This window comes from Cryobacterium sp. TMT1-2-2, from assembly GCF_004403505.1.
GTDB classification, from domain to species: domain Bacteria; phylum Actinomycetota; class Actinomycetes; order Actinomycetales; family Microbacteriaceae; genus Cryobacterium; species Cryobacterium flavum.
The window spans coordinates 96,380-120,515 of sequence record NZ_SOGS01000015.1 but is presented as its reverse complement, the minus strand read 5'-3'; the positions used below and the strand labels follow the sequence as shown (position 1 = coordinate 120,515).

At 65.9% G+C, this 24,136-nt stretch carries 22 protein-coding genes and 1 pseudogene; 12 read left to right on the top strand and 11 right to left on the bottom strand.

The genetic code is table 11. The annotated features are described in order from the left end of the window. Positions 1-359 precede the first annotated feature (359 nt). Positions 360-959 (top strand): IclR family transcriptional regulator, encoded by a 600-nt coding sequence (locus E3T35_RS09895; RefSeq protein ID WP_134378832.1) that lies wholly within the window; start codon positions 360-362, stop codon positions 957-959. A 125-nt stretch (positions 960-1,084) separates the two neighbouring features. On the opposite strand, the gene E3T35_RS09890 is transcribed toward E3T35_RS09895, so the two are convergent. Then, complete coding sequence (locus E3T35_RS09890) at positions 1,085-1,747, bottom strand: GntR family transcriptional regulator (RefSeq protein WP_241987867.1); 663 nt, start codon at positions 1,745-1,747, stop codon at positions 1,085-1,087. A gap of 286 nt (positions 1,748-2,033) precedes the next feature. Between E3T35_RS09890 and E3T35_RS09885 the strand changes: the two genes are divergently transcribed. Both E3T35_RS09885 and E3T35_RS19570 read left to right on the top strand, forming a co-directional pair. Continuing rightward, a complete protein-coding gene (locus tag E3T35_RS09885) occupies positions 2,034-3,524 on the top strand; it encodes a phosphotransferase (protein ID WP_134378830.1) in 1,491 nt (496 codons plus the stop codon). A 132-nt stretch (positions 3,525-3,656) separates the two neighbouring features. Next, positions 3,657-5,576: a M12 family metallopeptidase gene (locus tag E3T35_RS19570; RefSeq protein ID WP_198421018.1), complete on the top strand. Its 1,920-nt coding sequence runs from the start codon at positions 3,657-3,659 to the stop codon at positions 5,574-5,576. Here the strand turns inward: E3T35_RS19570 and E3T35_RS09875 are convergent. The 3 genes from E3T35_RS09875 to E3T35_RS09865 form a co-directional block, all read right to left on the bottom strand. Further along, complete coding sequence (locus E3T35_RS09875) at positions 5,547-5,969, bottom strand: YbaY family lipoprotein (RefSeq protein WP_134378828.1); 423 nt, start codon at positions 5,967-5,969, stop codon at positions 5,547-5,549. The two genes, E3T35_RS19570 and E3T35_RS09875, sit on opposite strands and share 30 nt — an antisense overlap. 25 nt (positions 5,970-5,994) lie before the next feature. Continuing rightward, positions 5,995-6,330: a cupin domain-containing protein gene (locus tag E3T35_RS09870; protein ID WP_241988805.1), complete on the bottom strand. Its 336-nt coding sequence runs from the start codon at positions 6,328-6,330 to the stop codon at positions 5,995-5,997. A gap of 278 nt (positions 6,331-6,608) precedes the next feature. Beyond that, entirely contained in the window at positions 6,609-7,448 is an 840-nt protein-coding gene (locus E3T35_RS09865; RefSeq protein WP_134346645.1) for a Ku protein, read from the bottom strand. 71 nt (positions 7,449-7,519) lie between these two features. On the opposite strand from E3T35_RS09865, the gene E3T35_RS09860 reads away from it, so the two are divergent. Further along, entirely contained in the window at positions 7,520-9,994 is a 2,475-nt protein-coding gene (locus E3T35_RS09860) for an ATP-dependent DNA ligase (RefSeq protein ID WP_134378826.1), read from the top strand. Here the strand turns inward: E3T35_RS09860 and E3T35_RS09855 are convergent. Next, positions 9,968-10,435 (bottom strand): VOC family protein, encoded by a 468-nt coding sequence (locus E3T35_RS09855; protein WP_134378824.1) that lies wholly within the window; start codon positions 10,433-10,435, stop codon positions 9,968-9,970. The genes E3T35_RS09860 and E3T35_RS09855 overlap by 27 nt on opposite strands. A gap of 144 nt (positions 10,436-10,579) precedes the next feature. On the opposite strand from E3T35_RS09855, the gene E3T35_RS09850 reads away from it, so the two are divergent. Both E3T35_RS09850 and E3T35_RS09845 read left to right on the top strand, forming a co-directional pair. Beyond that, on the top strand, positions 10,580-10,915 hold the full coding sequence (locus E3T35_RS09850; RefSeq protein ID WP_134378822.1) for a hypothetical protein: 336 nt from the start codon (positions 10,580-10,582) through the stop codon (positions 10,913-10,915). Positions 10,916-10,924: 9 nt separating this feature from the next. Beyond that, positions 10,925-11,926, top strand: coding sequence for a glutathione S-transferase family protein (locus tag E3T35_RS09845; RefSeq protein WP_134378820.1), 1,002 nt, complete (start codon positions 10,925-10,927; stop codon positions 11,924-11,926). 20 nt (positions 11,927-11,946) lie between these two features. Here the strand turns inward: E3T35_RS09845 and E3T35_RS09840 are convergent. After that, positions 11,947-12,183: pseudogene (locus tag E3T35_RS09840) on the bottom strand (ATP-dependent DNA ligase); the annotation flags it as partial. Between E3T35_RS09840 and E3T35_RS19265 the strand changes: the two are divergent. The 4 genes from E3T35_RS19265 to E3T35_RS09825 all read left to right on the top strand — a co-directional run bounded on the left by E3T35_RS19265 (position 12,097) and on the right by E3T35_RS09825 (position 14,622). Then, a complete protein-coding gene (locus E3T35_RS19265) occupies positions 12,097-12,360 on the top strand; it encodes a Pr6Pr family membrane protein (RefSeq protein WP_166789902.1) in 264 nt (87 codons plus the stop codon). The pseudogene E3T35_RS09840 and the gene E3T35_RS19265 sit on opposite strands and share 87 nt — an antisense overlap. 53 nt (positions 12,361-12,413) lie before the next feature. Further along, the gene (locus E3T35_RS09835; protein WP_134378818.1) at positions 12,414-13,673 is read left to right on the top strand and encodes an MFS transporter; all 1,260 of its coding nucleotides are present in this window, start codon (positions 12,414-12,416) and stop codon (positions 13,671-13,673) included. 30 nt (positions 13,674-13,703) lie between these two features. Then, positions 13,704-14,192 (top strand): DUF427 domain-containing protein, encoded by a 489-nt coding sequence (locus tag E3T35_RS09830; RefSeq protein WP_134346639.1) that lies wholly within the window; start codon positions 13,704-13,706, stop codon positions 14,190-14,192. A 112-nt stretch (positions 14,193-14,304) separates the two neighbouring features. Further along, a complete protein-coding gene (locus tag E3T35_RS09825) occupies positions 14,305-14,622 on the top strand; it encodes a DUF6457 domain-containing protein (RefSeq protein ID WP_092339639.1) in 318 nt (105 codons plus the stop codon). Positions 14,623-14,640: 18 nt separating this feature from the next. On the opposite strand, the gene E3T35_RS09820 is transcribed toward E3T35_RS09825, so the two are convergent. Further along, on the bottom strand, positions 14,641-16,938 hold the full coding sequence (locus E3T35_RS09820; RefSeq protein ID WP_134346638.1) for an FdhF/YdeP family oxidoreductase: 2,298 nt from the start codon (positions 16,936-16,938) through the stop codon (positions 14,641-14,643). Positions 16,939-17,092: 154 nt separating this feature from the next. Here E3T35_RS09820 and E3T35_RS19260 point away from each other — a divergent pair, with 154 nt between their 5' ends. Together E3T35_RS19260 and E3T35_RS09815 are read left to right on the top strand one after the other, a co-directional pair. Beyond that, positions 17,093-17,257: a hypothetical protein gene (locus tag E3T35_RS19260; RefSeq protein WP_166784319.1), complete on the top strand. Its 165-nt coding sequence runs from the start codon at positions 17,093-17,095 to the stop codon at positions 17,255-17,257. Positions 17,258-17,295: 38 nt separating this feature from the next. Beyond that, positions 17,296-17,751, top strand: coding sequence for a DoxX family membrane protein (locus E3T35_RS09815; protein WP_134378816.1), 456 nt, complete (start codon positions 17,296-17,298; stop codon positions 17,749-17,751). Between the two features lie 23 nt (positions 17,752-17,774). Here E3T35_RS09815 and E3T35_RS09810 read toward each other — a convergent pair whose 3' ends face one another. The 4 genes from E3T35_RS09810 to E3T35_RS09795 all read right to left on the bottom strand — a co-directional run bounded on the left by E3T35_RS09810 (position 17,775) and on the right by E3T35_RS09795 (position 24,135). Next, positions 17,775-18,383 carry a hypothetical protein gene (locus E3T35_RS09810; RefSeq protein ID WP_134346636.1) on the bottom strand — a complete coding sequence of 203 codons (609 nt, stop codon included), beginning with the start codon at positions 18,381-18,383 and terminating at the stop codon, positions 17,775-17,777. Positions 18,384-18,534: 151 nt separating this feature from the next. Next, entirely contained in the window at positions 18,535-21,903 is a 3,369-nt protein-coding gene (locus tag E3T35_RS20085) for an ATP-binding protein (protein ID WP_134378814.1), read from the bottom strand. After that, complete coding sequence (locus E3T35_RS09800) at positions 21,900-22,607, bottom strand: DUF4194 domain-containing protein (RefSeq protein ID WP_134346634.1); 708 nt, start codon at positions 22,605-22,607, stop codon at positions 21,900-21,902. Before E3T35_RS09800 ends, E3T35_RS20085 begins: the two co-directional genes overlap by 4 nt. Then, positions 22,600-24,135, bottom strand: coding sequence for a DUF3375 family protein (locus E3T35_RS09795; RefSeq protein WP_166789901.1), 1,536 nt, complete (start codon positions 24,133-24,135; stop codon positions 22,600-22,602). The genes E3T35_RS09800 and E3T35_RS09795 overlap by 8 nt, the downstream gene beginning before the upstream one ends. Position 24,136 lies beyond the last annotated feature (1 nt).

The window sequence follows — 24,136 nt, the reverse complement described above, 5'->3', positions numbered from 1 at the left end:
TCGACACCTCCGGCTGGGACATCGACATCCGAGACGGCCGACCCTGGATACGCGGCCCCCTCCTGTTCGACCCCACCCACACCTGGCGCCCCGCCGGACAAAACCGCGCCGCCACCCCCACCGAGAAACCCAACTGGAACAAGTAGGCCCGAACTGCCCGAAGCACTCGACCCACGGATGGCTGGGCAGCGAGACAGGCATCGCAAAACTGTGGCGGTCTCGACCAGCTCGACCAGAACCTGGTGGCCTTCCCCCAGCACGTCACAACCCAACCAGCAGTCGCGAACCGGTCGCGGCGGGCATCCGTTTGAGTTTCCCAGTCATGACGAACAGACCGGGCAAGCGGCACATTGAGTCCCATGGCCAACTCTCCCTCGGGCGATTCAATGCTGACGCGACTCGTGAGCATTCTCGGCGCCTTTGACGCCACCCGCACCTCGATGACAGTTTCTGCCCTCGCCCGTCGCGTCGAAATTTCCCTGGCGACCACGCACCGCCTCGTTGCACAGCTGGTCGAGCAGCGCCTGCTTGAACGTGCCGACAGCGGCGAAGTTCGACTCGGCGTTCGCCTCTGGGAGCTGGCCTCCCGCGGCTGGCGCACCACCGATCTGCGCCAGATCGCCCTGCCGTTCATGGAAGACGTGCAGACGGTCGTGCAGGAACGTACCACCCTGGGCGTTCTCGACGGCGAAGTCGTGCTCGACGTTGAGCGACTGACCACCCACGGGTCGGCGTTCAACATCACCCAGATCGCCGGTCGGTTGCCCATCTACGCCTGCTCCTCCGGACTCGTGCTGCTCGCCTACTCGGCGCCCGACTTTCAGGAAGACATGCTGCAGCGGCATCGCGAGGGGTACACCGACCAGACCCCGACCGATCCGGCGGCGCTGCGGCGGCTGCTACTCCATGGTCGACGGGCTGTGGCGCTGCCCACCGTGCCGATCACGGTCATCCGCTGATTAAAAACGAGGCAAGCGGACGCGCCGGGACCCGTTCCCGGCGCATCCGCTCTTTCGTAGGGTCCTGCATCAGCGCGGTCGCGATACGTAGCGGCGAACGCTGCGGCGTCGTGTCAGTTTCAGCATCAGCCGACCGAAACGAATGCCGGTGCGCTGGTCAGTCGCGCCATCGCGTCGTCTTCGTGGTCACTCAGCCGGCTTTCGGCCAATGGACCATCCCCGCCCAGCACAGCCTCGGCGATGCCGCGATGTTCAGCGATCCACTCCTCGGTGACCCGATAGGAGTCCTGTAGCACGGTCAGGCACATGCGCGTCTCGGTCATGAGCGTGCTGTGGATACGCGCGAGGCTGCGGCTGCCGCTCAACGCAACGAGGTGTTCGTGGAAGGCCATGTCAGCGTCGCTCATGGCGGCGCGGTCGCCGGTGGCGGCCGCATTCTCCATCTCGGACACCTTGGCCAGCAGGTCTCCACCGGCGGCGACGTGGTCGGCGCGCACGAGCAGCTTGCAGGCGGCCGATTCGATGGCGGTGCGCAGCACGTACATGTCGCGAATCTCAGCATCCGTCATTTCGATGACAAACAAGCCCCGGTTGCGAATACTGACCAGCAGGCCCTCCTGCGTCAGGCGCTGCATGGCTTCGCGCAGCGGTCCCCGACTGACGCCGAGCTCGCGGGCGAGTTCGGCCTCGCCCAGCTGCGACCCGGGAGCCACCTCGCCGTGGGCGATCGCGTACCGCAGCTTGCGGGCGATGATCGACGGGGTGGATTCCTGAATGACGGGTTCCAATGAATAACGCTGGGGCATACCGTTCACGGTTCTTTCTTGAGTGAGTGACTGAGGTGCACGGAATGAGAATTTTATTGACGATGCGACACAGTTCAACCACCTGTCAATTGTTTACAATTCTAGCGCAGGCTCTCAAAAATGTCGTCAGATTCGAGAAATCCCGTTTGGGGGGCTTGACGAACGGTAGTCCTTCGAATCGCGCCGGTCGAGAATCCGCTGGGGCGTCGGCGTGACGACCCGCACGCATCCTCGCGCGTAATCCGGGAGAGGAGGCTACGCTGGCGGCATGATCGATGGAGAGCGCGCCCAGAATGCACACAGCTCCAGCAATCCCGACCTCGCCCCGAACCATCGGGGTACTCCGCTGCCCGACTATGTGAACGCATGGGTCGCGGGGCAGCGCTGGTTCGGCAATAAGGGGCAGGTACCGGCCCTGCGCAGCATCGGCCATTTTTCGCTGGACTCCCTCGAGGCCGGAGTGAGCATCCGCGTCGACCTCATGTTGGATACCGCGAGCCTGGGAATCACTCTGTACCAATTGCCCACAACTGAGCGCGTCTCTGAACTGCCCGGTGCAGCCAATGCCCTGATCACCGTGCGCCAGCCCGGTTCTGATCACGCACGCTTCATCTACGACGCGGCCTACGATCCTGCCTTCGCTGCCGCCGTACTCACGTTCATGGAGCTGCAGGGCGTGTCGGTCTCCAGCCTGCCCTCAACCGATCGTGCCGCCGCCAGTGCGCGCGGCGACGATCTGCGATCGGGTTCAGCGGCCCCGTCGCAGACCGTGGTGACCTCCAGCCGCGTACTCAGCGGTGAGCAATCCAATACCTCGATCATCGTGGAGCGCACGGACGCTGCCGGAGCGCCGACGACGCCGATCATCTGCAAGGTGTTTCGCATCATTCATGCCGGCGAGAATCCGGATGTGACGGTTCAGGCTGCCCTGGCGAGCGCCGGATCAGCGCGGATCCCGCTGCCGTTCGGCGCCATCCTCGGCCAGTGGGATGACCCCGCCGAACCGGGCGGCCGTGCCGTCGGACACCTGGCCTTCGCCCAGGAGTTTTTACCCGATGCTCCGGATGCCTGGCGCACCGCCCTGGTCGCCGCTGCCGCCGGCAGCGACTTCACGGGCCCAGCTTTTCGACTGGGGCAGGCCACCGCTGATGTGCACGCCGACCTCGCCCGAACCCTTCCGACCCTGGATGCCACCCCCACCGTGATCGCGGACGAAATGGCGAAGATGCGCCTGCGCTGCCGGCAGACCCTGGACGAAGTGCCGGTTCTCGCCGCCTACCGCGATGCCATCGAGGCGGTGTTCGCCCGGGCCGAGGCGGCAGTTTGGCCGCGGCTGCAACGCATTCACGGTGATTTCCATCTCGGCCAGGTGCTCGATGTCGACAGCCGTGGCTGGGTACTCCTGGACTTTGAGGGGGAACCGCTGCGTACCCTGCGCGAGCGCACGCAACCCGACATTCCGCTGCGCGACGTTGCGGGCATGCTACGTTCGTTCGCGTACGTGGCGGGGGCGATGGCCGAAACAACGGATGCCCTGCCCACTTTTTTTGAGTGGGCCACGGCCTGCCGCAACGCCTTCCTCGACGGTTACTCCGAACGGTCTGGCATCAAGCTGGCCGAGCAGAGCGCGCTCCTCGATGCGTTCGAACTCGACAAAGCACTCTACGAAGCAGTGTACGAGATTCGCAATCGCCCCACCTGGCTGCCCATCCCCCTTGCCGCGATCGAACGGCTGGTCGCGCCTTCGCACATCGAGTAACGCTCCGATAACGCCTGCCGGCGTAGCTTGACCGCCAGTGGGCACTGGTACCACTTGCGGCGCAGCGCTCATTCCGGCACCGCCAATTCCGGCCCGTGCCAGGCGGGAACAGAGGACACAAGGAGCAGTTCCATGGCAGAAAACAATTCCGGCCCTGGCGGGGACCAGAAATTCGTCAGTGAGGGTGAATTTCAGGCGGGAGAGTCGGCCTCCGGTATCATCTCCGGCGTCACCTTCGGACCGACGGAAGTGGTCTACTACAAGGTCAACAACCTGGCGGTCTTCGAGGGTGACATCGTCCTGGGCACCGTCGCCGAACTGGAGCAGAGCAAGGATCAGGCGAACCAGGACGACGGTCGCGCCCGGGCCGTCATCATCACCGGCGCGCGGTTTCGCTGGCCGAACGCGCAGGTTCCGTTTCAGATCAACGCCGCCCTGCCCGACCAGCAGCGGGTGCGGGACGCGATCACGCACTGGGAGGCTCGCACGCCCATCCGTTTTCCGGAACGTACCCCGGCCAATGCCGCGCAATTTCCCAACTTCGTCGAGTTCAGCGGTGCCAGCGGATGCTGGTCGATGCTCGGCATGCAGGGTAACGGCATGCAGACCATCAGTTTGGGTACCGGCTGCACGAGCGGCAATGCCATCCACGAGATCGGCCACGCGGTCGGTCTCTGGCATGAACAGAGCCGCGAAGACCGCAACACCTTCGTGACCATCAACGTGGCCAACATCTCACCAGGTATGGAGAGCCAGTTCGACCAGCACATCGTCGACGGTGATGACGTCGGCGGCTATGACTACGGCTCGATCATGCATTACCCGCGCACCGCGTTTTCAAAGAATGGGCTGGAGACCATCACCCCGGTGCAGGCGGGAGCCCAGATCGGCCAGCGCACGGCCCTGTCGGCCGGTGACATCGCGGCGGTCAACTTCATGTACCCACAAACGCCCAGGGCGAGTTCGAGCCCGGTCGTGTCGTGGGGACCGAACCGGCTCGACGCCTTCGTGCTCGGCACCGATCGTGCGGTGTTCCACAAGTGGTTCAGCGGAGCCTGGGGGCCGTCGGTCACCGGCTACGAGAACATGGGCGGCATCGCCGAGAGTGTTCCGCAAGCCGTGGCGTGGGGCCCGAACCGGCTCGACCTGTTCGTCACCGGAACCGACAGCGCGCTGTACCACAAGTGGTGGAATGGCAGCGCGTGGGGCCCGTCGGTGACGGGTTACGAGAACATGGGCGGCGTCATCCTCGGTGACCCACGGGTGGTCTCCTGGGGTCCGAACCGGCTCGACGTGTTCGTCGTCGGAAGCGACCATGCGCTGTATCACAAGTGGTTCAACGGGGCGTGGGGTCCGTCGATGACCGGCTACGAGAACATGGGCGGCATCGTCGTCGGCCAGCCCGAAGTCGTCTCCTGGGGTCCGAACCGGCTGGACCTGTTCGTGATCGGCACCGACCGGGCGCTCTACCATAAGTGGTGGAACGGCTCAGCCTGGGGCCCGTCGCTCACCGGGTATGAAGGTCTCGGCGGAGTTTGCACCTCGGCGCCGCGGGTAGTCTCGTGGGGCCCGAACCGGCTCGACGTCTTCGTCACGGGCACGGATGGCGCGCTGTACCACAAGTGGTGGAATGGCAGCGCGTGGGGTCCGTCCGTAAATGACTTCGAGCGGCTCGGCGGCATTATCGTGGGCGAGCCCGAGGCCGTGTCCTGGGGCCCGAACCGGCTCGACCTGTTTGTGATCGGCACCGACAGTGCGCTGTACCACAAGTGGTTCGACGGCAACGGGTGGGGGCCGTCGGTGCTCGGCTACGAGAACATGGGCGGCATCGCGACCTCACAGCCGCGCGTGGTGTCCTGGGCACCCGGGCGGCTCGACGCGTTCCTGACCGGAACCAACAGCGCGCTGTTCCACAAGTGGTTCAACGGAGCAGCGTGGGGTCCGTCGCTCACCGGCTACGAGAGTCTCGGCGGCGTGAGCACGTCGTTCGACGAGGCTGAGGCGCGTGCCGTTGCCGAGGGTTCAGACTCGCAGAACCGGGACACGAACTGAGGCGAGGCCGGGCAGAACCGGGTCAGGCAGCACCGGGTGGGACTGCGTTGAGACGAAGTCCCCCTCGGTGATGTCCGGCCGTTCGGTCACGTCCGGTTCCGGCCGCATCCGCGCGCTCACGTGCACCCGCACGTTCAGCCGCCGCACGGAGTCGAGCGCATCGGCGGGTACGGTCACGGCAAAGTTCACGTCGCGATCGGACAGTTCGCTGCGGGGCGGCGCGGGAATCTGAAAACGGGACCGGCCCACGATCGTGCTGGGGGCATCCGCTTTCGACACGTCTTCCACCAGCACCGTGACCGTGCACGGCGATTGCGGTCGTTGCTCGGGTGCGAACTCGACGACGCCGTGCAGGGTCACGCTCTCACCCCGGGCGCTTGCCGATTCGGTCATGCCGCACAGGATACCCGGAGCCGAGCTATTTGGCGGTGATGGCGAGAAAGGTGATGGGCAGCTCGAGCAGTTGCAGCGGGCCGTGCGGGCCCTCGCCGTCGAGCAGCAGCGAGTCGCCGGGCACCATGGTGTATTTGTAGGGGCCGTGGCCGTAGACCATTTTGCCGGTCAGCATGTAGAGAAACTCCGTGCCGGCGTGCTGGAACAGCGGAAAGATGTCCGAGGCGTCGGTGAGCGTGACGAGGGTGGGCTCGATGGCGTCCGTGCGCCCCTTGAGCGAGCCGAGCACGCGGTATTCGTGGCCGTGCTGGGTGCCGCTGCGCACGCTCAGGCTGCCCTCGCCGCTCTTGGCGTGCTGCACACGATGTTCCTGTACAAGGCCAAGGCGTACCCGTTCTGGTATCTCATTCCGGAGTGAGTCGCACGCATCCACTTTGCCACCGAGTTAGGAGGAAGAACACCATGGACACCGCCCAAGCCCACATCGACGTCGCGCCGCTGCCGAGCGCCCGCGAACTGAGACGACGCAGCAACGTGCTGGTTCAGCTCGTGCGCTTTCTGCAGCTCAACGTAAAGATGTACCTGCTCGCCAAGCGCCACCACTGGGGTTCGCCTCGCGCGAACCGTGAAGCTGCCCGATCAGGAGGCGGAACGGGCCCGCTTCGCCTTCTCCTGCGGCTTGGGCTTGGCCCGATCGCGGCTGGCCTCGACGCTGCGCCGCAGGGCCTCCATCAGGTCGAGTACCTCGCCGCCCTCGCCCTCATCCTCGGTTTCACCGAAGGTGACCTCGGTCGACACAGCGTCGCCGCTTTTCAGTTTGGCCTCGATCAGCGCCCGCAACTCGTCCTGGTAATCGTCGGTGAAGGCATCCGGTGCGAAGTCGGTCGCGAACGACTCGACCAGCGCGGCCGACATGTCCAGTTCCTTGGCGCTGATGTTCACCAGCTCGTCGAGGGACGCGAACTTGGCCTCGCGCACCTCGTCGTCCCACAGCAGGGATTGCAGCATGAGCACGTCGCCGTGCACACGCAGCGCTCCGAGCCGGGTCTTCTGCCGCAGCGCGAAGTGCACAATGGCCGTTCGATCGGTGGCTTCAAGAGTGCGACGCAGCAGCACATAGGCCTTCGACGACTTGCCGTCGGGTTCGAGAAAGTAGCTCTTGTCGAGCATGATCGGGTCGATCTGGTCGCTCGGCACGAATTCGACCACGTCGATCTCCTTGCTGCGCTCGGAGGGGAGCGTGGCGAAATCGTCCGCGGTGAGCACCACGGTCTGCTCACCGTCGTCGAAAGCCTTGTCGATATGGTCGTATGGAACGACCTTGGCGCAGATCTCGCACCGGCGTTGATAGCGGATGCGCCCCCCATCGGCATCGTGCACCTGGTGCAGCGACACGTCGTGGTCTTCAGTTGCGCTGTACACCTTGACGGGCACATTGACGAGCCCGAAGGTGATCGCACCGGTCCAGATGCTTCTCATACGACCAGTACACACCCGAATGAGACATTTTTCGCCTAGTAGACCCGCGGTTTCCGCGGCACAGTTGACGCATGATCGCCAGCAGCCAGGTGGTCTCCGTTGAGGGGCACCGCATTTCGCTCACCCACCTCGACAAGGTGCTGTACCCGGAGACCGGCACCACCAAGGCTGACGTGCTGGCGTACTATGCGGCCGTCGCCGACGTGCTCATTGGCCACGCGGCGAACCGCCCGGCCACGCGCAAACGCTGGGTGCACGGCGTCGGCACGAATGAGAGCCCCGGCCCGATGTTCTTCCAGAAGAATCTGGAACCCGGGGCGCCGAGCTGGGTGAAACGGCGTGAGATTCAGCACAAGGACCACGTGAACATCTACCCGCTGGTGAACGACCTCGCCACCCTCACCTGGCTCGGGCAGATGAGCGCCCTTGAAATCCACGTGCCGCAGTGGCAGTTCGGTCGCACCGGCACCCAGCGCAATCCTGACCGGCTCGTGCTCGACCTCGACCCGGGTGAGGGCATCGGACTCGCCGAATGCGCGGAGGTGGCGCGGCTGGCCCGCACGATTCTGCAGGATATGGGGCTGGAACCGATGCCCGTGACCAGCGGAAGCAAGGGCATCCACTTGTATGCGGCCCTCGACCTGTCGTACACCTCCGATCAGGTGTCGGCGGTGGCGCACGAACTGGCACGGGCCCTTGAAGCCGACCATCGCGAGCTCGTCGTGAGCGAGATGAAGAAGAGCCTGCGGCCCGGCAAGGTGCTGGTGGACTGGAGCCAGAACAACGCAGCGAAGACCACCATCACCCCGTATTCGCTGCGGGGGCGCAGCCACCCGATGGTCGCGACCCCGCGCACCTGGAAGGAGCTGGCCTCGGCCGACCTCGAGCAGCTCGACTACAAGCAGGTGCTCGCTCGTCTAAAACGGCGGGAGGATCCGCTCGCACAGCTGTCGGCCGGGTCGTTCGAGCACGCCGTGAACGCGAATGATTCGGCCTCCGCCCTGGTTACACCGGACCGCCTCACGGTGTACCGCGACAAGCGCGATGCGTCGAAGACCCCCGAGCCGGTTCCCGAGGCACCGTCCACGGCATCCGCAGGCCAATCTTTCGTCATCCAGGAACACCACGCCCACAGCCTGCACTGGGATTTTCGGCTGGAACACGACGGCGTACTGGTCTCCTGGGCGTTGCCGCGTGGCGTGCCGGTGTCGACCATCCAGAACCGGCTTGCGGTGCACGTGGAGGATCATCCGCTCGAATACGGCAGTTTCGAGGGGAATATTCCAGTCGGAGAATATGGTGCCGGCGATGTATCCATCTGGGACCGCGGCGACTACGAGCTCGAAAAATGGCGCGATGACGAGGTGATCGTGACCCTGCACGGTGAACCCGACGCCGGGCTCGGCGGCTCGGCCCGGTTTGCCCTGATTCGCACGAGCGACGGCCACGGCAGCAAACCAGCGAACAACTGGCTGATCCACCGCATGAAGCCACTCACCGGTGGCGCCGACTCCCGCACGAATGCCCGCCCGCACAGCGCATCGGCGGCGAGCCTCGCACCCGCACCGACGAAGCACGCCTACTCCCCCATGTTGGCCGCTGCCGGTTGTGAAACCGACCTCGGCGACGACGGCTGGGCCTTCGAAATGAAGTGGGACGGCATGCGTGCGCTCGCCTACGTGTCGCTGGCCGAGCAGACCGTGCGCCTGGTCACCCGCAACGGGCACGACGTGACGGCGTCCTATCCCGATCTCGTCGCCGACCTGCTCGCCGCACTGGCGACGAATCCAGAAACGGATGCCGCGGTGCTCGACGGCGAGATCGTGGCCGTCGACAAACGCGGCCGACCGGACTTCGGGCTGTTGCAGACCCGCATGAAACTCACCGAGGAACGGGAAGTGGCCGCTGCCTCGAAACGTGCCCCGGTGCAGTTCATGCTCTTCGACCTGCTCGAACAAAACGGCCGCTCCCTGACCGGGCTCACCTACAGCGCGCGCCGGGACCGGCTGGAGAACGCGGTCACCGCGACCGGCTCCACGCAGGTGCCGCCACGGTTCGACGGTGATTTCTCCGAGGCGTTTCAGACCAGCCGCCAGCTCGGGCTCGAAGGCGTCATGGCCAAGCGGCTCGACGGCCGGTACACGGGCGGGCGCCGCTCCCACGACTGGGTGAAAATCAAACACTTTCGTACCCAGGAGGTCGTCGTGGGCGGCTGGCGGCCCGGCCGCGGCAACCGCACCGGCGCGATCGGGTCGCTGCTGCTCGGGGTGCCGACCGATGCGGGCCTCCGCTACGTCGGGCGCGTCGGCACGGGGTTTGGGGAACGCGACCTCACCGACATCCGTTCTCGACTGACCCGGCTGGTGCGAAAGACCACACCGTTCAGTGACATTCCTGCAACGGATGCCCAGAGCGCCGTCTGGGTGCGCCCCACCCTCGTCGCCGAGGTGGAGTTCGCCGAATGGACAGCGACCGGTCGGCTGCGCCAGCCCTCGTGGCGGGGCTGGCGCCCCGACAAGTCACCGGGTGACGTCGTCGCGGACTGACTTCGTGCCGCTCGAGGAGGCCGTATCCGCCGTGGCCCCCGCGATGTTGACCATCCAGTTGGTGCCGAATTTGTCGACCAGCATGCCGAAGCTGTCACCCCAGGGTGCCTTGCTGAGCGGCATGGTCGCGGTGCCGCCTTCGAGCAACTTCTCCCAGTACCCGGTCAGTTCGGCGTCATCGTCGCCACTGAGGGACACGGTGACGCTGCTGCTGGTGGCAAGTTCCATACTGCTGGGGGTGTCAGAAGCCATGAGCGAGAAACCGCTCGTAATGGTCAGTTCCGAGTGCATGATCTTGTCCTTCTCGGCCGGATCGTCGCTCGCGTTGAATTCACCGAAGGTGCTGCGCGTAATCTCTCCGCCGAAGACACTCTGGTAGAAGTCCATGGCTTCGCGCGCGGTGTCGCGAAAACCGAGATACGGGCTGAGTCGACTGCTCATGGTGGTTCTCCTTATGTTGTCGGGGTGATGCTGTGATTATCGCCCGGATCAGTCGATCGCACGCAGCTCGGGGCACAGATTTTTCCGACAGCGTCGCCGGATTGCTCGGCGTTCTCACGGTGCGGAGGCGGGTACAGTGTGGGCATGAAGCTGATCGCCATCGACCCGCCCACCCGCAGTTTTTCGCGCTGGCTGACCGACGAAGAGATCGGACGGGTGATCGCCCACAAACGCGGCTGGCGTCAGGCGCCCGACGGCAGCGTGCTGGCCGGCAAGATTCGCAAGAACCGCGTCGCGGCTTCGCTCGCGCAACTCGGTGCTGCCGCCGTCTCCCGCGGCTGGGCCAGCCGGCCACGGGTGGAACCGAGCGATAGCAGCGGCCCCACCCACATGATGTGGGGCATCATCGACGCGCGCACCGACGCGGAGATCACGGCCGAACTCACGGCCGAACTCACAGCGGAGCCCGGCAGCGCGTAGCGTGGACGCATGCGCCTCGACCCCAGTTACATCACGCCCGGCCTGGATTTCAACCGCGACACCAATTACATCGAAGACCGCATCACCCAGGACGGCCGGGACGGCTGGCCGGTCGAACCCGGCCGGTACCGCCTGGTCGCGGCCCGCGCCTGTCCCTGGGCGAACCGCACCACCATCGTGCGCCGCCTGCTCGGCCTTGAGGGTGTGATCTCGCTCGGTCTGCCCGGCCCCACGCACGACAAGAACAGCTGGACCTTCGACCTCGACCCCGGCGGCCTCGACCCGGTGCTCGGCATCGAACGCCTGCAGCAGGCCTTCTTCGCCCGCTTTCCCGACTATCCCCGCGGCATCACCGTGCCGGCGATCGTCGATGTGCCAAGCGGTAAGGTCGTCACCAACAACTACCCGCAGATCACCCTCGATTTCGAGACGCAGTGGACGCAGTACCACCGTCCCGGCGCCCCCGACCTCTACCCCGAGGTGCTGCGGGCCGAGATCGACGAGGTCGCCAACCTGATCTTTCACGACGTGAACAACGGCGTCTACAAGTGCGGTTTCGCCGGCAGCCAGAAGTCCTATGAGCGGGCTTACGACGCCCTGTTCGCGCGGCTCGACTGGCTCGAACAGCGCCTGGCCGGGCAGCGGTATCTCGTGGGCGACACGATCACCGAGGCGGACATCCGCTTGTTCACCACCCTGGCCCGGTTCGACTCGGTCTATCACGGGCATTTCAAGTGCAATCGCAACAAGCTCAGCGAGATGCCGGTGCTGTGGGCCTACGCCCGCGACCTGTTCCAGACCCCCGGGTTCGGCGACACCATCGACTTCGACCAGATCAAGAAACACTATTACGTGACCCACGTGGACATCAACCCGAGCGGCATCGTGCCTAAGGGACCGGATGCCGCGGCCTGGCTGGCCCCGCACGCTCGCGCCGACCTCGGCGGGCACCCGTTCGGCACTGGCACCCCGCCGGAGCCACCCCTGGCGGCCGAGCGCATCGCGAACTGACCGCGGGCTCGGGCGGCGGGCTAGCCGGGCTTCCGGGCGCGGCTGGGCTGCACGCGCGGCGGCTCCCCCGGCATCTTCGGAAAGTCCGGCGGAAATGGCAGCTCGCCGAGCCCGTTGGACAGATCGCGTTCCCACCACGAATACGGGGTGTCGATGGTGCCGGGGTGCCCATGCATCGTCGCCCACGGGTCGCCCTGGCTCCGCAGTCGATCCGGAACCGTCAGAATCGTGAATGCACGCGGGTCGGCGTCGTCTACAACACCCTGCTCGCCGACGCCGGGCTGAACTCCTTCAACCTGCAGTGGTCGAATGACATTCTGCACATCATCATTCCGATCTACGCCGTACTGGACTGGATCCTGCTGGCGGACCGCCCGAGGCTGCCGTGCTGTTCGGTGCCGGCGTGTACGCGCTCGGCGGCCTGCGCACCCTGACCCCGCGCAGCCGCGTACTCTGAACGAGTGCCCCCAGTCCTGACCACCCGCAGATGACGCCCGCGCACCCGGGCCGGGCGTCGGCATCCGCGAGCTGGAACGGGCACTCGCACGGCAGCTCCGACTACCGCAAACTGCTCGCCGGACTGTTCTTCGCCGGCATCGCCACGTTCGCCCAGCTCTACTCACCCCAGGCTGTGCTCGCCCAGATCGCCGGCGACGTGGGGGTCAGCGCAGCGGATGCCGCCCTCGTCATCTCCGCATCGACACTCGGCCTGGCCATCGGCGTGATTCCCTGGTCGCTCGTAGCCGACCGGCTCGGCCGGGTGCGGGCCATGTCGATCGCGGTGATCGCCGCCACGGTGTTCGGGCTGCTGGTGCCGTTCGCGCCCACCTTCTCGCTGTTGCTCACCGGCCGTTTCGTCGAAGGGTTGATGCTCGGCGGGGTGCCGGCGATCGCGATCGCCTACCTGAGCGAGGAGATCGAACCAAGGCACGCCGCCCGTGCGGCGGGCACCTACGTGGCCGGCACCTCGATCGGTGGACTGGTCGGGCGTCTCGTGGCCGGGCCGGTCACCGAACTGACCAACTGGCGGGTCGGCGTTTTCACCGTCGGCGTGCTCTGCGCGGTGTCGGCCGTGCTGTTCATCAGTCTGATTCCGGCGCCTCGCGGTTTTGTGCCGCGCCGGGCACGCGAACGCGGCACGGATCTCAGCCTGGTCAGGCTACTCGGCGCCAACCTCAAGTCACCGCGCCTGCTCGCGCTCTATGCCCAGGGGTTTCTGCTGATGGGCGGGTTCGTTGCCCTCTACAACTACCTCGGTTTTCGCCTAGCCCACGACCCTTTCAACCTTCCGCAAGCCCTGATCAGTCTCGTCTTCGTGGCCTACCTCGCCGGAACCTGGTCGTCGGCCCAGGCCGGCATCCTGGCTGCCCGATTCGGACGCTGGTCGATTCTGCTCGGCTCGCTCGCCTGCATGACAGTGGGCGTGCTTCTAACCCTGTCGAGCGTGCTCGTGGTCGTTCTGCTCGGCCTCGTGCTGGCCACGGCCGGCTTCTTTGCCGCGCACGCCGTGGCCTCCGGGTGGACCGGCGCCGAGGCCACGGTCGGTCGCGCCCAGGCATCATCGCTGTACAACCTGTCCTACTACGCCGGATCGAGCCTGTTCGGCTGGCTGGGCGGCGTGTTCTTCGTACAGTGGGGCTGGGGCGGCACGGTCGGCATGGTCGCCGGTCTCGCGGTGCTGGCCGCCGCGCTGACCGTGGTCGCCCTGCGTCCCCGAAACCTGCGCCCGCACAGAACTGACAGCTGACTTCGCAGGTTACCGTTCTAGCATCGGCTCATGAATGAGCGAGTGAAACGCGATCCCCTCCGCCCGGGCCAGGAATCCGTCTGGGACTACCCGCGACCGCCGCGCGTCGAACACACCGGTGAGCACGTCACGATCGAACTCGACGGCGTGACGATCGCCGACACAACCGACGTGGTGCGGGTGCTGGAAACCAGCCATCCCCCGGTGTACTACCTGCCACGCACGGCGTTCGACCCTGGCCTGCTGCAACCCGCATCGGGCCACAGCTACTGCGAATACAAGGGCGTCGCTGGCTACCTCACCGTCGGTTCAAGCGCCCGGGCCGCCTGGTTCTATCCCACGCCGACCGCAGGCTTCGAAACGCTGGCGGACCGGGTGGCGATCTACCCGGGAGCCATGACGCGCTGCACCGTTGACGGTGAAACCGTCCGGGCGCAGGAGGGTGACTACTACGGCGGCTGGATCACGGCAAAAATCGCCGGACCGTTCAAGGGGGCCGCGGGCACGGTGGGTTGGTAACGCGCGGTCGGCACTATTTCGTTGCACAGAAATTCTCCGGCGAGGGTACCCTCAGATCAGCTAAGCATCCGATGCATCCGACACGTGAGACCCGACAACTCAAGGAGCTGCTGTGACGCATAACGCCGTAGACGAAAAGATCCTCCAGCAGTGGACCCGCCGGCTCAGCCAGGCCCTGCAGATTCTGGACCTGGAACTGGACAACCACCTCATTCTCAACGTCGCCGATGAGGCTGCTCACGCTGTCAGCCCCATGGCCGCCCCGATCACCACCTTCGTCGTCGGCTACGCCGCAGGCCTCGCCGCAGCCAACTCGACGATAGCCTCGCAGTTAGCGATCGCCCGGGCAGCGGAGATCGTGCTCGATGTCTGCCGGCAGCCCGCGGAGGAGAACCCCGACGAGGCCGGCTGGGTCAATACTGCTCAGTAACCATGGGCACACTAGCTTTCACGACTGGGCAGCAGGCTCCAATCGAATGATGACGGCCTTCGACACCGGCGTGTTACTACCGTCGGCAACGCTGTCGAGCGGCACCAGCACGTTCGCCTCCGGATAGTACGCGGCAGCGCAGCCGCGCGGCGTCGGGTAGGCGACCAGCCGGTAGCCGCGCAGCACCCGGTCGACGTTGTCGCTGAACTCGCTGTGCACGTCGACCAGGTCGCCGTCATTGAAGCCGAGATTGATCAGGTCTTTCTTGTTGATGAAGACCACGTGCCGACCCTTCTTGATGCCGCGGTAGCGATCGTCCAGGCCGTAGATGGTGGTGTTGAACTGGTCGTGGCTGCGCAGCGTCTGCAGCACGAGACGCCCGGGCGGCACCTCGAGGTGCTCCAGCGTGTTCGTGGTCAGCATGGCCTTGCCGGTGGGAGTGTTGAAGGTGCGGGAGTCGCGCGGGCCGTTCGGCAGCACGAAACCGCCCTCCTGACGGATGCGCTCGTTGTAGTTTTCGCAGCCGCCCACGACGTGCGAGATATGCTCGCGAATCAGGTCGTAGTCGGCCTCGAAACCGGCCCAGTCCACCGCCACCTTGTCGCTGAGTACCGCCCGGGCCAGGCGCGAGATGATCGCGACCTCGGAGAGCAGGTTCGTCGAGACCGGCTTGAGCTTGCCCCAGGACGGATGCACCGCGCAGACCGAATCTTCGACCGAGACGAACTGCTCCCCAGTGGCCTGCTCGTCAATCTCGGTGCGGCCCATGGTCGGCAAAATCAGAGCCTCCTCGCCGGTCACGGCGTGCGACCGGTTAAGCTTGGTGGAAATCTGCACGCTCATCTCCGTGCGCGCCATGGCGGCCTCGGCAATGCCGGTGTCGCTCATGGCTGCGACGAAATTGCCGCCAAGGCCCATCCACACCTTCATCTTTCCGTCCCGCATGGCGCGAACCCCGTCGACGGAGTCCACACCGTGCTTGCGCGGCGGATTGAAGCCGAACTCTTTTTCCAGTGCGTCGAGGAAGGCCGGCGGCATCTGCTCCCAGATGCCCATGGTGCGGTCGCCCTGCACGTTGCTGTGGCCGCGAATCGGCGAGGCGCCGGCGCCGGGCTTGCCGATGTTGCCACGCAACAGCAGCAGGTTGATGATCTCCTTGATGGTCACGACGCCCTTTTTCTGCTGGGTGAGCCCCATCGCCCAAGTGATGATCACCCGATCGGCGCTGATATACCGCTTCGCCAGTTCATCGATTTGGGCCGCGCGCAGGCCCGTCGCGGCCAGCACCATCCGCTCGTCCAGCTGGGCGAGATGCTCGCGCAATTCGGCCAGTCCGTGACAGTGTTCGTCGAGGAAGGCCTGGTCGAGCACGGTTCCGGGGCTGGCATCTTCGGCGTCGAGCACCCGTTTGGAGACGGCCTGCAGCAGCGCCATGTCACCGCCGATGCGGATCTGCAGAAACTGGTCGGCGATGTCGGTGCCGTGGCCGATGACTCCGCGCACTCGTTGTGGGTTCTTGTAGCGGCGCAGGCCGGCCTCGGGCAGCGGGTTGACCGCGACGATCTGGGCGCCGGCGTCCTTCGCCTCTTCGAGCGCGGTGAGCATGCGCGGGTGGTTGGTGCCGGGGTTCTGCCCCATGATGATGATCAGGTCAGACTTGGCGAAGTCGTCATAGCTGATCGTGCTCTTGCCGATACCGACGGTCTGACCCATGGCCCAGCCGGTGGACTCGTGACACATGTTGGAACAGTCGGGCAGATTGTTGGTGCCGTACGCGCGAGCGAACAGTTGGTAGGCGAACGCGGCCTCGTTGGAGGCGCGGCCGCTGGTATAGAACGCGGCCTGGTCGGGTGAGTCCAGGGCATTGAGCTTGGCGGAGATCACCCGAAAGGCTTCGGGCCAGCTGACCGGGCGGTAGTGGTCGCTGCCGGCCGGTTTGTAGACCGGTTCGACCAGCCGGCCCTGCATGCCGAGCCAGTATTCGCTCTTCTCACGCAGGTCGGCGAGCGAGTGCTCTGCCCAGAAGCTGGTCGGGATGGTGATCGGCGTCGCCTCCCAGGTGACCGCTTTGGCGCCGTTCTCGCAGAATTCGAAGGCCTTACGATGGTCGGGGTCTGGCCAAGCACAACTCATGCAGTCGAACCCGTCTTTCTGGTTCATCGACAGCAGCGCCCGCATGCCCCGCACAGCGCCCATCTGGGTGATCGCCGGCTCCATCGAGTGCAGCACGCCGGGTACACCGGCGGCCCAGGATTTGGAGTGTGTGACCTCGATGTCGTCGTCGGTGACGTCGTTGATAGGAGGTTCACTGCTCATGCTGCACCGCTCTCGATCTGTTCAGCCAGCCACGTGGTCGACGCTCGAACGATACACCGACCGGGGCGGGAGCATCCGTTCATCACGTGTGAATTCTCTGTATACCCCCAAGGGTATAGTGTAGAGACACCTCCCCCAACGAAAGGCACCCACCATGTGCAGAGCAGTCACCTGCAAGACCTGTCAGAAGACCACTTGGGCCGGCTGCGGCCAGCACGTCGACCAGGTTATGAAGGGCGTGCCCCGCAACCAGCGCTGCGAGGGACACGTGAAGGAGAAGTCCACCGGCGGCTTCTTCGCTCGCCTACTCGGCCGCTAGTTGGCGCGCCGCACCCCGGGGCACATAGACTCAGGTCGATGATTCTTCCTGAACCTCGTCCCGCCGCGGCTCACTCGCGCCGTTCACTGCCTCGACTCCTCGGCCGGCTGGCCCTCGGCACCTTCCTTCTGCTGGCTGGAATCAGTCACCTCACGTTCAATCGCGAGGCGTTTCAGGCGCAGGTTCCGACCTGGGTTCCGCTCGGCCCTGACCTCGTGGTCGTACTCTCCGGAATCGCCGAGATCACCCTCGGACTCGCGCTGCTTGTCCTGCACCGCTGGCGGGTGCCGGTGGGCTGGGTCGTGGCCGCGTTCTTCGTGGCGATCTTTCCCGGCAATATTTCCCAGTTCGTTACGGCTACCGACTCGTTCGGGCTCAATTCGGATCTGTCGCGGGGTATCCGGCTAATCTTTCAACCCCTGCTGGTGCTGTGGGCGCTCTGGGCTACCGGTGCGTGGCAGGCGTGGCGCACGTCCCGGGTCCGCCGCCACTGAGAACGGATGCGCGCCCCCGAGCGTCAGAGCGACGGATGGACCGGCCTCGACCGCAACCACATGCCCGAGGCCGGGTAAAACGGCAGCAGCACGTGCAGCAGCAGCCCGGACAGCGCGGTGAACGTCAGCGCACCAATCGCGCCGAAATTGGTGAACTGGGCATCGACGTTCACTCCCGCCAGAGTCGTCACGGTCCAGCCGAGCGCCCAGAGCGCGGCCACGCCGAGAGCCCACACCCAGCGTCGCCGGGCGCGCGGCGGCAGTGCTACAGCCTGCGCCGCGCCGAGCACGAGACCTGTGATCGCTCCCATCAGGGCGAGCTCGGCCAAGGTTGTTCGATAGTTCACGACGGTCGAGCCGAGCAGAAGCCCGAGGCCCATGCCGATCGCGGTGAGCGGTATCCAGATGAGGGGGTTGAGACGTCGCCGGCTGGTCAGCACCTGGCCGACACCGATGACCACACCACAGACCGCCCCGCCGATGAGGGCAGACACCGGGTTGCTGACCCGTCCGCCCACCGCCGTACCGGCCAGGCCGGCAATAGGGAAAGCCAGAACGCCGACCAGCCACAGCAGCCACGTGGAGAGAAACGTGGGGTTACGAAAACTGGGATTGCGATTCAGCTGTCGCATTCTCATCACGAATCTGCTCCAGTACTCGGGGCCTGTCGAAGGGCATACACGCACACATGTTACGCCCAAGCCGGTACGACCGAACAGGCCGGGTCAGCCCGCGGATCCGGTTCCGCAGAGCGCCTACTTGGCCGGGCTGCCCATATATGAATCAGGCAGCAGCCTCCGGCGACGCCAGCGGCGTGATGTAGGAATAGCCGGTGGCCGTGTTCTTGGTGATCGACAGCACCAACTGCATGTGCGGTTCCAGGGCGGTGACCTTGTCGAGCGGGGCTCCGATGATGAGCTGAAAGCCGAGGCCCTTCCACGCGGCCACGGCCCGGCCTGCGAATTCGGCGTCGGATTTGACAAATCCCTCGTCGAGGAACACCGGGGCGAAGCGCGGCCGGGTACGGCTCTCGTCGCCGAGCTGAAAGCGCAGGGCGGCGCCGACGACGAAGGCCACGAGTTCCTGCGACTCGCCGCCGCTCTTGCCGCCGAGCGACGAGTAGGTACTGACCCGGGCTCCCTCCGGTGTGACGCGCACGGCGGTGATCTCCACGTGCTGCCGAACGTCGAGCAGCAGGTCCCGCTGCGAAGGCGTCTCAGCGGTACCAGGGCGGATCAGGCTCATAAACTGCTGCAGCCGGGTGAATCGGTCTTCGGTCTCGTCATCGGTGAATTGCTCGGTCGCACCCGAGGAAAGCACCTTGAGCTCCTTGCGAAAGGCCGTCGCATCGTCCCGGTGCAGCCGCCGCAGCGCGATCTGCAACCGGTCACGGGTCGCACCGAACGGCAGGGTCGCGAGGATCTCGTTGATCGGCCGCAGCCGGTCTTCGATTTCTTCGATCGCGGTGTTGAAGGCGCCGGTGAGCGGCACGAGGTCCTGGCCGCTCCACGCCGACAGCCGCCGCTTCCATTCCTGACGACGCTCGGAGAGGCCGAGGGTGCGGATGGCGTCGAGGATGTCGGTGTAGCTCGTGACCGATTCGAGCGCGACACCGATATTCGGGTCGGGCCAGCGGGCCTGGTAGGTCGAGAAGATGCCGATCATGGTGGCCCGGTCACGGGCTGCGCGGTCACGATCCTGCGCCGACTGGTCGATCAACCGCTCGCGCAGGCGCTTCAGACCGCCAGGGAAACCGGCGAGGTCGTTCCGGTCGGTAACCAGCGCGAACTGTTCGTTCAGGTGTGCGGCGTGCTCCTCTGACAGGGTCAGGGCCTCGCCCCGTTCGATCTGCTCGAGTCGGTCGTTCACCGTGTCCTGCGCGTCGACGATGCTGCCCTGCTCCTCGCCCAGCACCGAACCGACCCCGTCGGTGGTGTGCTTGAGTTTCTGGGCAGCGTCGAGTTCGAGGGTGAGCCGGCCCTCTTCGTCGCTCAGGGCGCGCAGGATATCGCTGCCGGAGCGCATCCGCTCGTATTCGGACTTCTTATCGGCAATGCGCGCGGTGGCCGCAGCGACGTCGATCGACGACCAGTCCGTGTCGAGAATGTGCTGGTGAGCGGCCTGCTGTTCCCGCAGCTCACCCAGTTGCCCCGACACAGCGGATGCCCGCCCCGCGACAGCGTCGGCCGCCAGCCCCTGCGCGGCCAGCTCCACCGCAATGTCGTCCAGCCGAGCCCGGCTGGAAAACCCGATGATCGATTTCTGGCCGCTGTTCGCGCCATGGGCTCCGCGGGAACCGTTGCGGGTCTGCCCGCTCGGGGTCACCCGTGCACCCCCGCCACCCAGCTCGGACGGGTCGGCCACGCACAGAGCGTCGAGGTTCGACGAGCGAAGGCGCGCCTGAACCCAGCTGCTGAACGGGGAATCCTTCACGTCGAGCTTGCCCGACATGTACCGGGCGTCGCCGGCCACGGCCTCGTGCGGCTTCAGCGCCACCCCCTCAAAGTGGATGCGCAGCGGCAGCTGCAACGGGTCGATCGCCGCGCTCAGGTGCGCCAGCCGCGTCTCGTCAACGAGCAGCACGCGCACGACCGACGATAGGATCACCTCGGCGGCCTGCCGCCACGCTTCTTCACCGGCGGCGAGGTCGATGAGTTCGGCCACGAACGGCAACTCCTCGGCGCCAATGCCGGCAGCCTCGGCGATCAGCAGCCGAGCCTTATCTAGCGTCTGGGGCACGAGGCTTTCGCGCCCGGTCAAAAACGCCCGCTCCTGCTTGAGTGAGCGGATGCCCTCCTCCACCGGGTACGACTCGCGTTGTAGTGCCGAGCGGGTCGCCTCCAGGGCGGCCTCGGCGTCGGCGAAACCAGCGGCAAACCGGTCAGCGCCCTGCTGGGCGGCCGCGAAGCCGGCGGCGGAATCGATCGGCACGGCCAAAACCTTGACCCGGTCGTCGAAGCCGGCGCGCTCACGAGCCACGTCGTCGTGCTGGTTGCCGAGGTGCACGAGTTCGGTCTGCAGACGTTCGAGCACGTCGCCGCCGTTGTCGCGCTGCTGCTGTTGCAGCTCGGCTAAGCGGGTCTTGAGCGCGGTCTCCACGTCGCGGGCCTGAATCTGGGCGGCCTGGTTGTCACGGCGGGCGGCCCGGTTGGTATCGGCGGCGGCCTCGAGCAGGGTCTGCTCGGTGAGCAGCTGCCAGAGCACGAACGGGGTGTTCCCGGCGCGGTGCACGCCAAAGGTGTCGACCAGGTCGGCCTTGGCGGTGGCCGTTTCGTAGGCCTGGTGCAGGTCGGGCAGGCGTTCGAGCACCTGGGCTTTCTGGGCTTCGGTGACCATGGCGCCGTAGGAGCGTTCGAGGTCTTCGAAGTGGTCGACCGCTTTGTCGGCGGCGGCAAAGGTCGCCGGCTCTTCGAGCACCATCGACTTGTAGAGTCCGTCGACCGTTTTCACCTGCTGGCCGGCCTGGATGCGGGCGAGCAGGCGCAGTGCTTTGCCACCCTCGCCGTTCGCGCCGATTCCGAGCCGGGTGTACAGGGTCTGGGCGAACGCCGCGTAGGTGTCGAACACGTCGAGGCCCTCGAAGCGGGCCTTGAGCGCGCGCTTGTCGAACCGACTTTCGGCGCAGGAGGCGAGGTCGCGCAGGTCGAGGGATCCGTCTGTGGTGGCCATTTTCATGGTGACGTCGGCGAATTTGTGGGCGCCGCGCGGCACGAAGTAGGCCCGCAGCACGGTGAATCGGCGCTGGTTGTCGTCGATCAGGGTCAATGCAATGGCGCCCCAGGTGGCCTCGTGTGCGCCGCGCAGCACCTGGTCGGTGAGCTCCCCGGTGGTGGCTTCCCGGTTGGCGTCGGTCTTGCCGCGCAGGTAGGTCATCAGGTTGCGCTGGTCAACGCTGCGCGCGCGGCCGGAACCGGCGTCGTTCGAGGCACCGTTGAACGGGGTGTCCGAGGGCATCATCAGTGCCAGATAGGCGTCGAGCAGGCTGCTCTTTCCGGTTCCCGACGCACCGGAGACGAGCGTGGACTGCACCGCGAAATCTATCTCGTGATGGCCGTGAAAACCGCCCCAGTTCACCAGTTGCATCGATTCGGCCCGCCACTGGGTGGTGCCCTCGGTAGCACCGTCAAGGTAGAACAGCGGGGAATCGTTCATACGAGCAGCTCCTGGTGCGAGGCGGTGAGCGATGGGTCATCGTTGGTGGCGTCGCCGTTCTCTTCGCGCAACCAGTCGAGCAGTTCGCCGAGGCGTTCCACCGACAAAAGCACCTCGATCACCGCCGAAACGCGAAACCGGTCAGGGTCGCTGGTCTTCAGCAGCACCCGCGCCTTGGCGAGGCTGTCGACCGCGGCCGACGCCTTGCGGGCGTCGCCGGAGAGGTCGGTGGCGTAGTCCGGGCGAAAGTGCGCGACGTTCTCGACCAGGTTCTCCCGGTCGACGAGCACGATCTCCTGGCCGCCTGCCCGTTCGCTGCGAAACCGCTGGCGCAGCAGCACGAGCAGAATGGTCTCTTCGCGGGTGTACGCGACGTCGTGCAGCAGCGTGGGAAACCGTTCGCCGCCCTCGGCAACCGCCTGCCGCTTGTACGCGACCTCGTAGTGCAGGTCGACGTGCAGGTCCAGGAAAACGTCGTTGAGGCGCGACTTGAGCAGGCTCTGCGAGGCGAGCAGCGTCTGCCATTCGGCCGGCTGCAGGGCCGCCGAGATGTAGCGGTGCTTCAGCAGCAACACAAGGGTGCGGCGCTGCTCCACGCTGAGTCCGCCCTCATCGCCCTCGAACAGCGACAGGCTCCGCGGGTCGCTGTCGATCCCGGTGTTTTCCAGGTCGCGCGCCAGGTCATCCGACAATTCGTCATTCATGCTGGTATCCCAAATTCTGAGCGGCCAGGGCCGCCGTGTCGTCGTCGGTCAGAATACGGCGGGGCACGTCGAAGAGCCGCACCGAGCCATCCGGTCGCACCGTTTCGAAGCTTTCCAGGCCGGTCGAATCGGTTGTCTGGCTGAGCTGGGCGGCGAGCTGCAGCAGGCCGAGAATCTCCACCGGCCGGCGCAGAATCACGTCGAATCCGTTGAACAAGCCACCAACGGATGCCGCCTCCCCCGCACCGGAACCAGCGACGGAACCCGCGCCGAAGGCCGCCACGAGAGCGTCACGCAGTTCTTCGAGCAGCGGACCGCCCTGCTGGCGCAGGTCACCGAGGCTCGGGGCTGCGGGCGCCGCGGCGGACACGTCGATCAGTGCCGGCGGGGCCCGATGGGCGACCGGATCGTAGAACCGCTCCCGCAGATGTTCGACGTCGAGGGTGCCGGGCATGAGCTCGGCGGTGACGGTAGCGCGGGGACCTGCGGTCTGCATCCAGGTCGCGAGTTCACGGTTGATGTCCCGCAGCACTCGTTCGAGCTCGCGGTCTTTCACGACGTCGTGGTTGACGATGTGCTCGCGCAGGGTGGTGGTGAGTCCCTTGCGCTGGGTGAGCACGTCGTCGATGCCCTTGCGCAGCAGCGTCACCGTGCTCATGAAGCTGCGACGTTCGGCAGAACTCAGTTCCAGGGCGAACGGATGCAGCAGAATCGTTTCGAGGTCGGCTTTCAGCCCCTGCATGAGAGTGTCGTTGCGCAGCAGGGTGAAGGCGCCCTCGAAGGCCCGACCCTCCGCGGTTGACGACATGAGGGCATCCGTTTTGGCGAGGTAGTCGTCGAGGACCTCGCTGATCGGGCGTTCCTCGCCGCGAAAGTCGCTGACGATCTGCCGGTGCATGGCCGCGACGGATTCTTCAACCCGTTTGAAGTCGCTCGGCAGCTGCTGAATGAGGTCGATGAGGTCGGCGTAGCCCTCGTGCATCTGCTCGTTCGAGGCGGCTGCAATGTCGCCGCCTCCGGCCAGGCGATCGCGCTCGCTGGTCAGCTCGTCGATCTGCTGGTCGAGGCGGCGCACCCGCTGTTCACGATCGGGGTTGGCCTCCGTGGCCCGGTGGCGCACCGTGTCGACGATGGTGCTGAGTCGGGATTCGCTGATCAGCGCCCGATCCCGGGCGAGACCGTTAACGAGCAGCAGGGCTTCGAGGGCGTGGCTGGTGAGCGAGTAGTGCTCCTGGTTGCCGTCAGCAGTGTCGCGCACTTCGCGGTACAGCCAGAGGTCGTTCATCCACTGCACGCACAGGGCCCGGCCGGTTTTCTCTGGGGCGTCGATGCCGATGCTGCGGAGGTCGGCGAGGTAGGCATCCACCTGGGTGTGCAGCAGTTCGCACGGCACGCTGCGTCGGTCCCGGCTGAACGAGCTCTTGAACACGGCGAGCACGAACGGCGCCCACTTGCGGTCGAGCAGGCGCAGGGTGGGTTTGTCGAAGGCTTCGCGCACCCGCGCCAATTCGCTCGCAATATCACTCAAT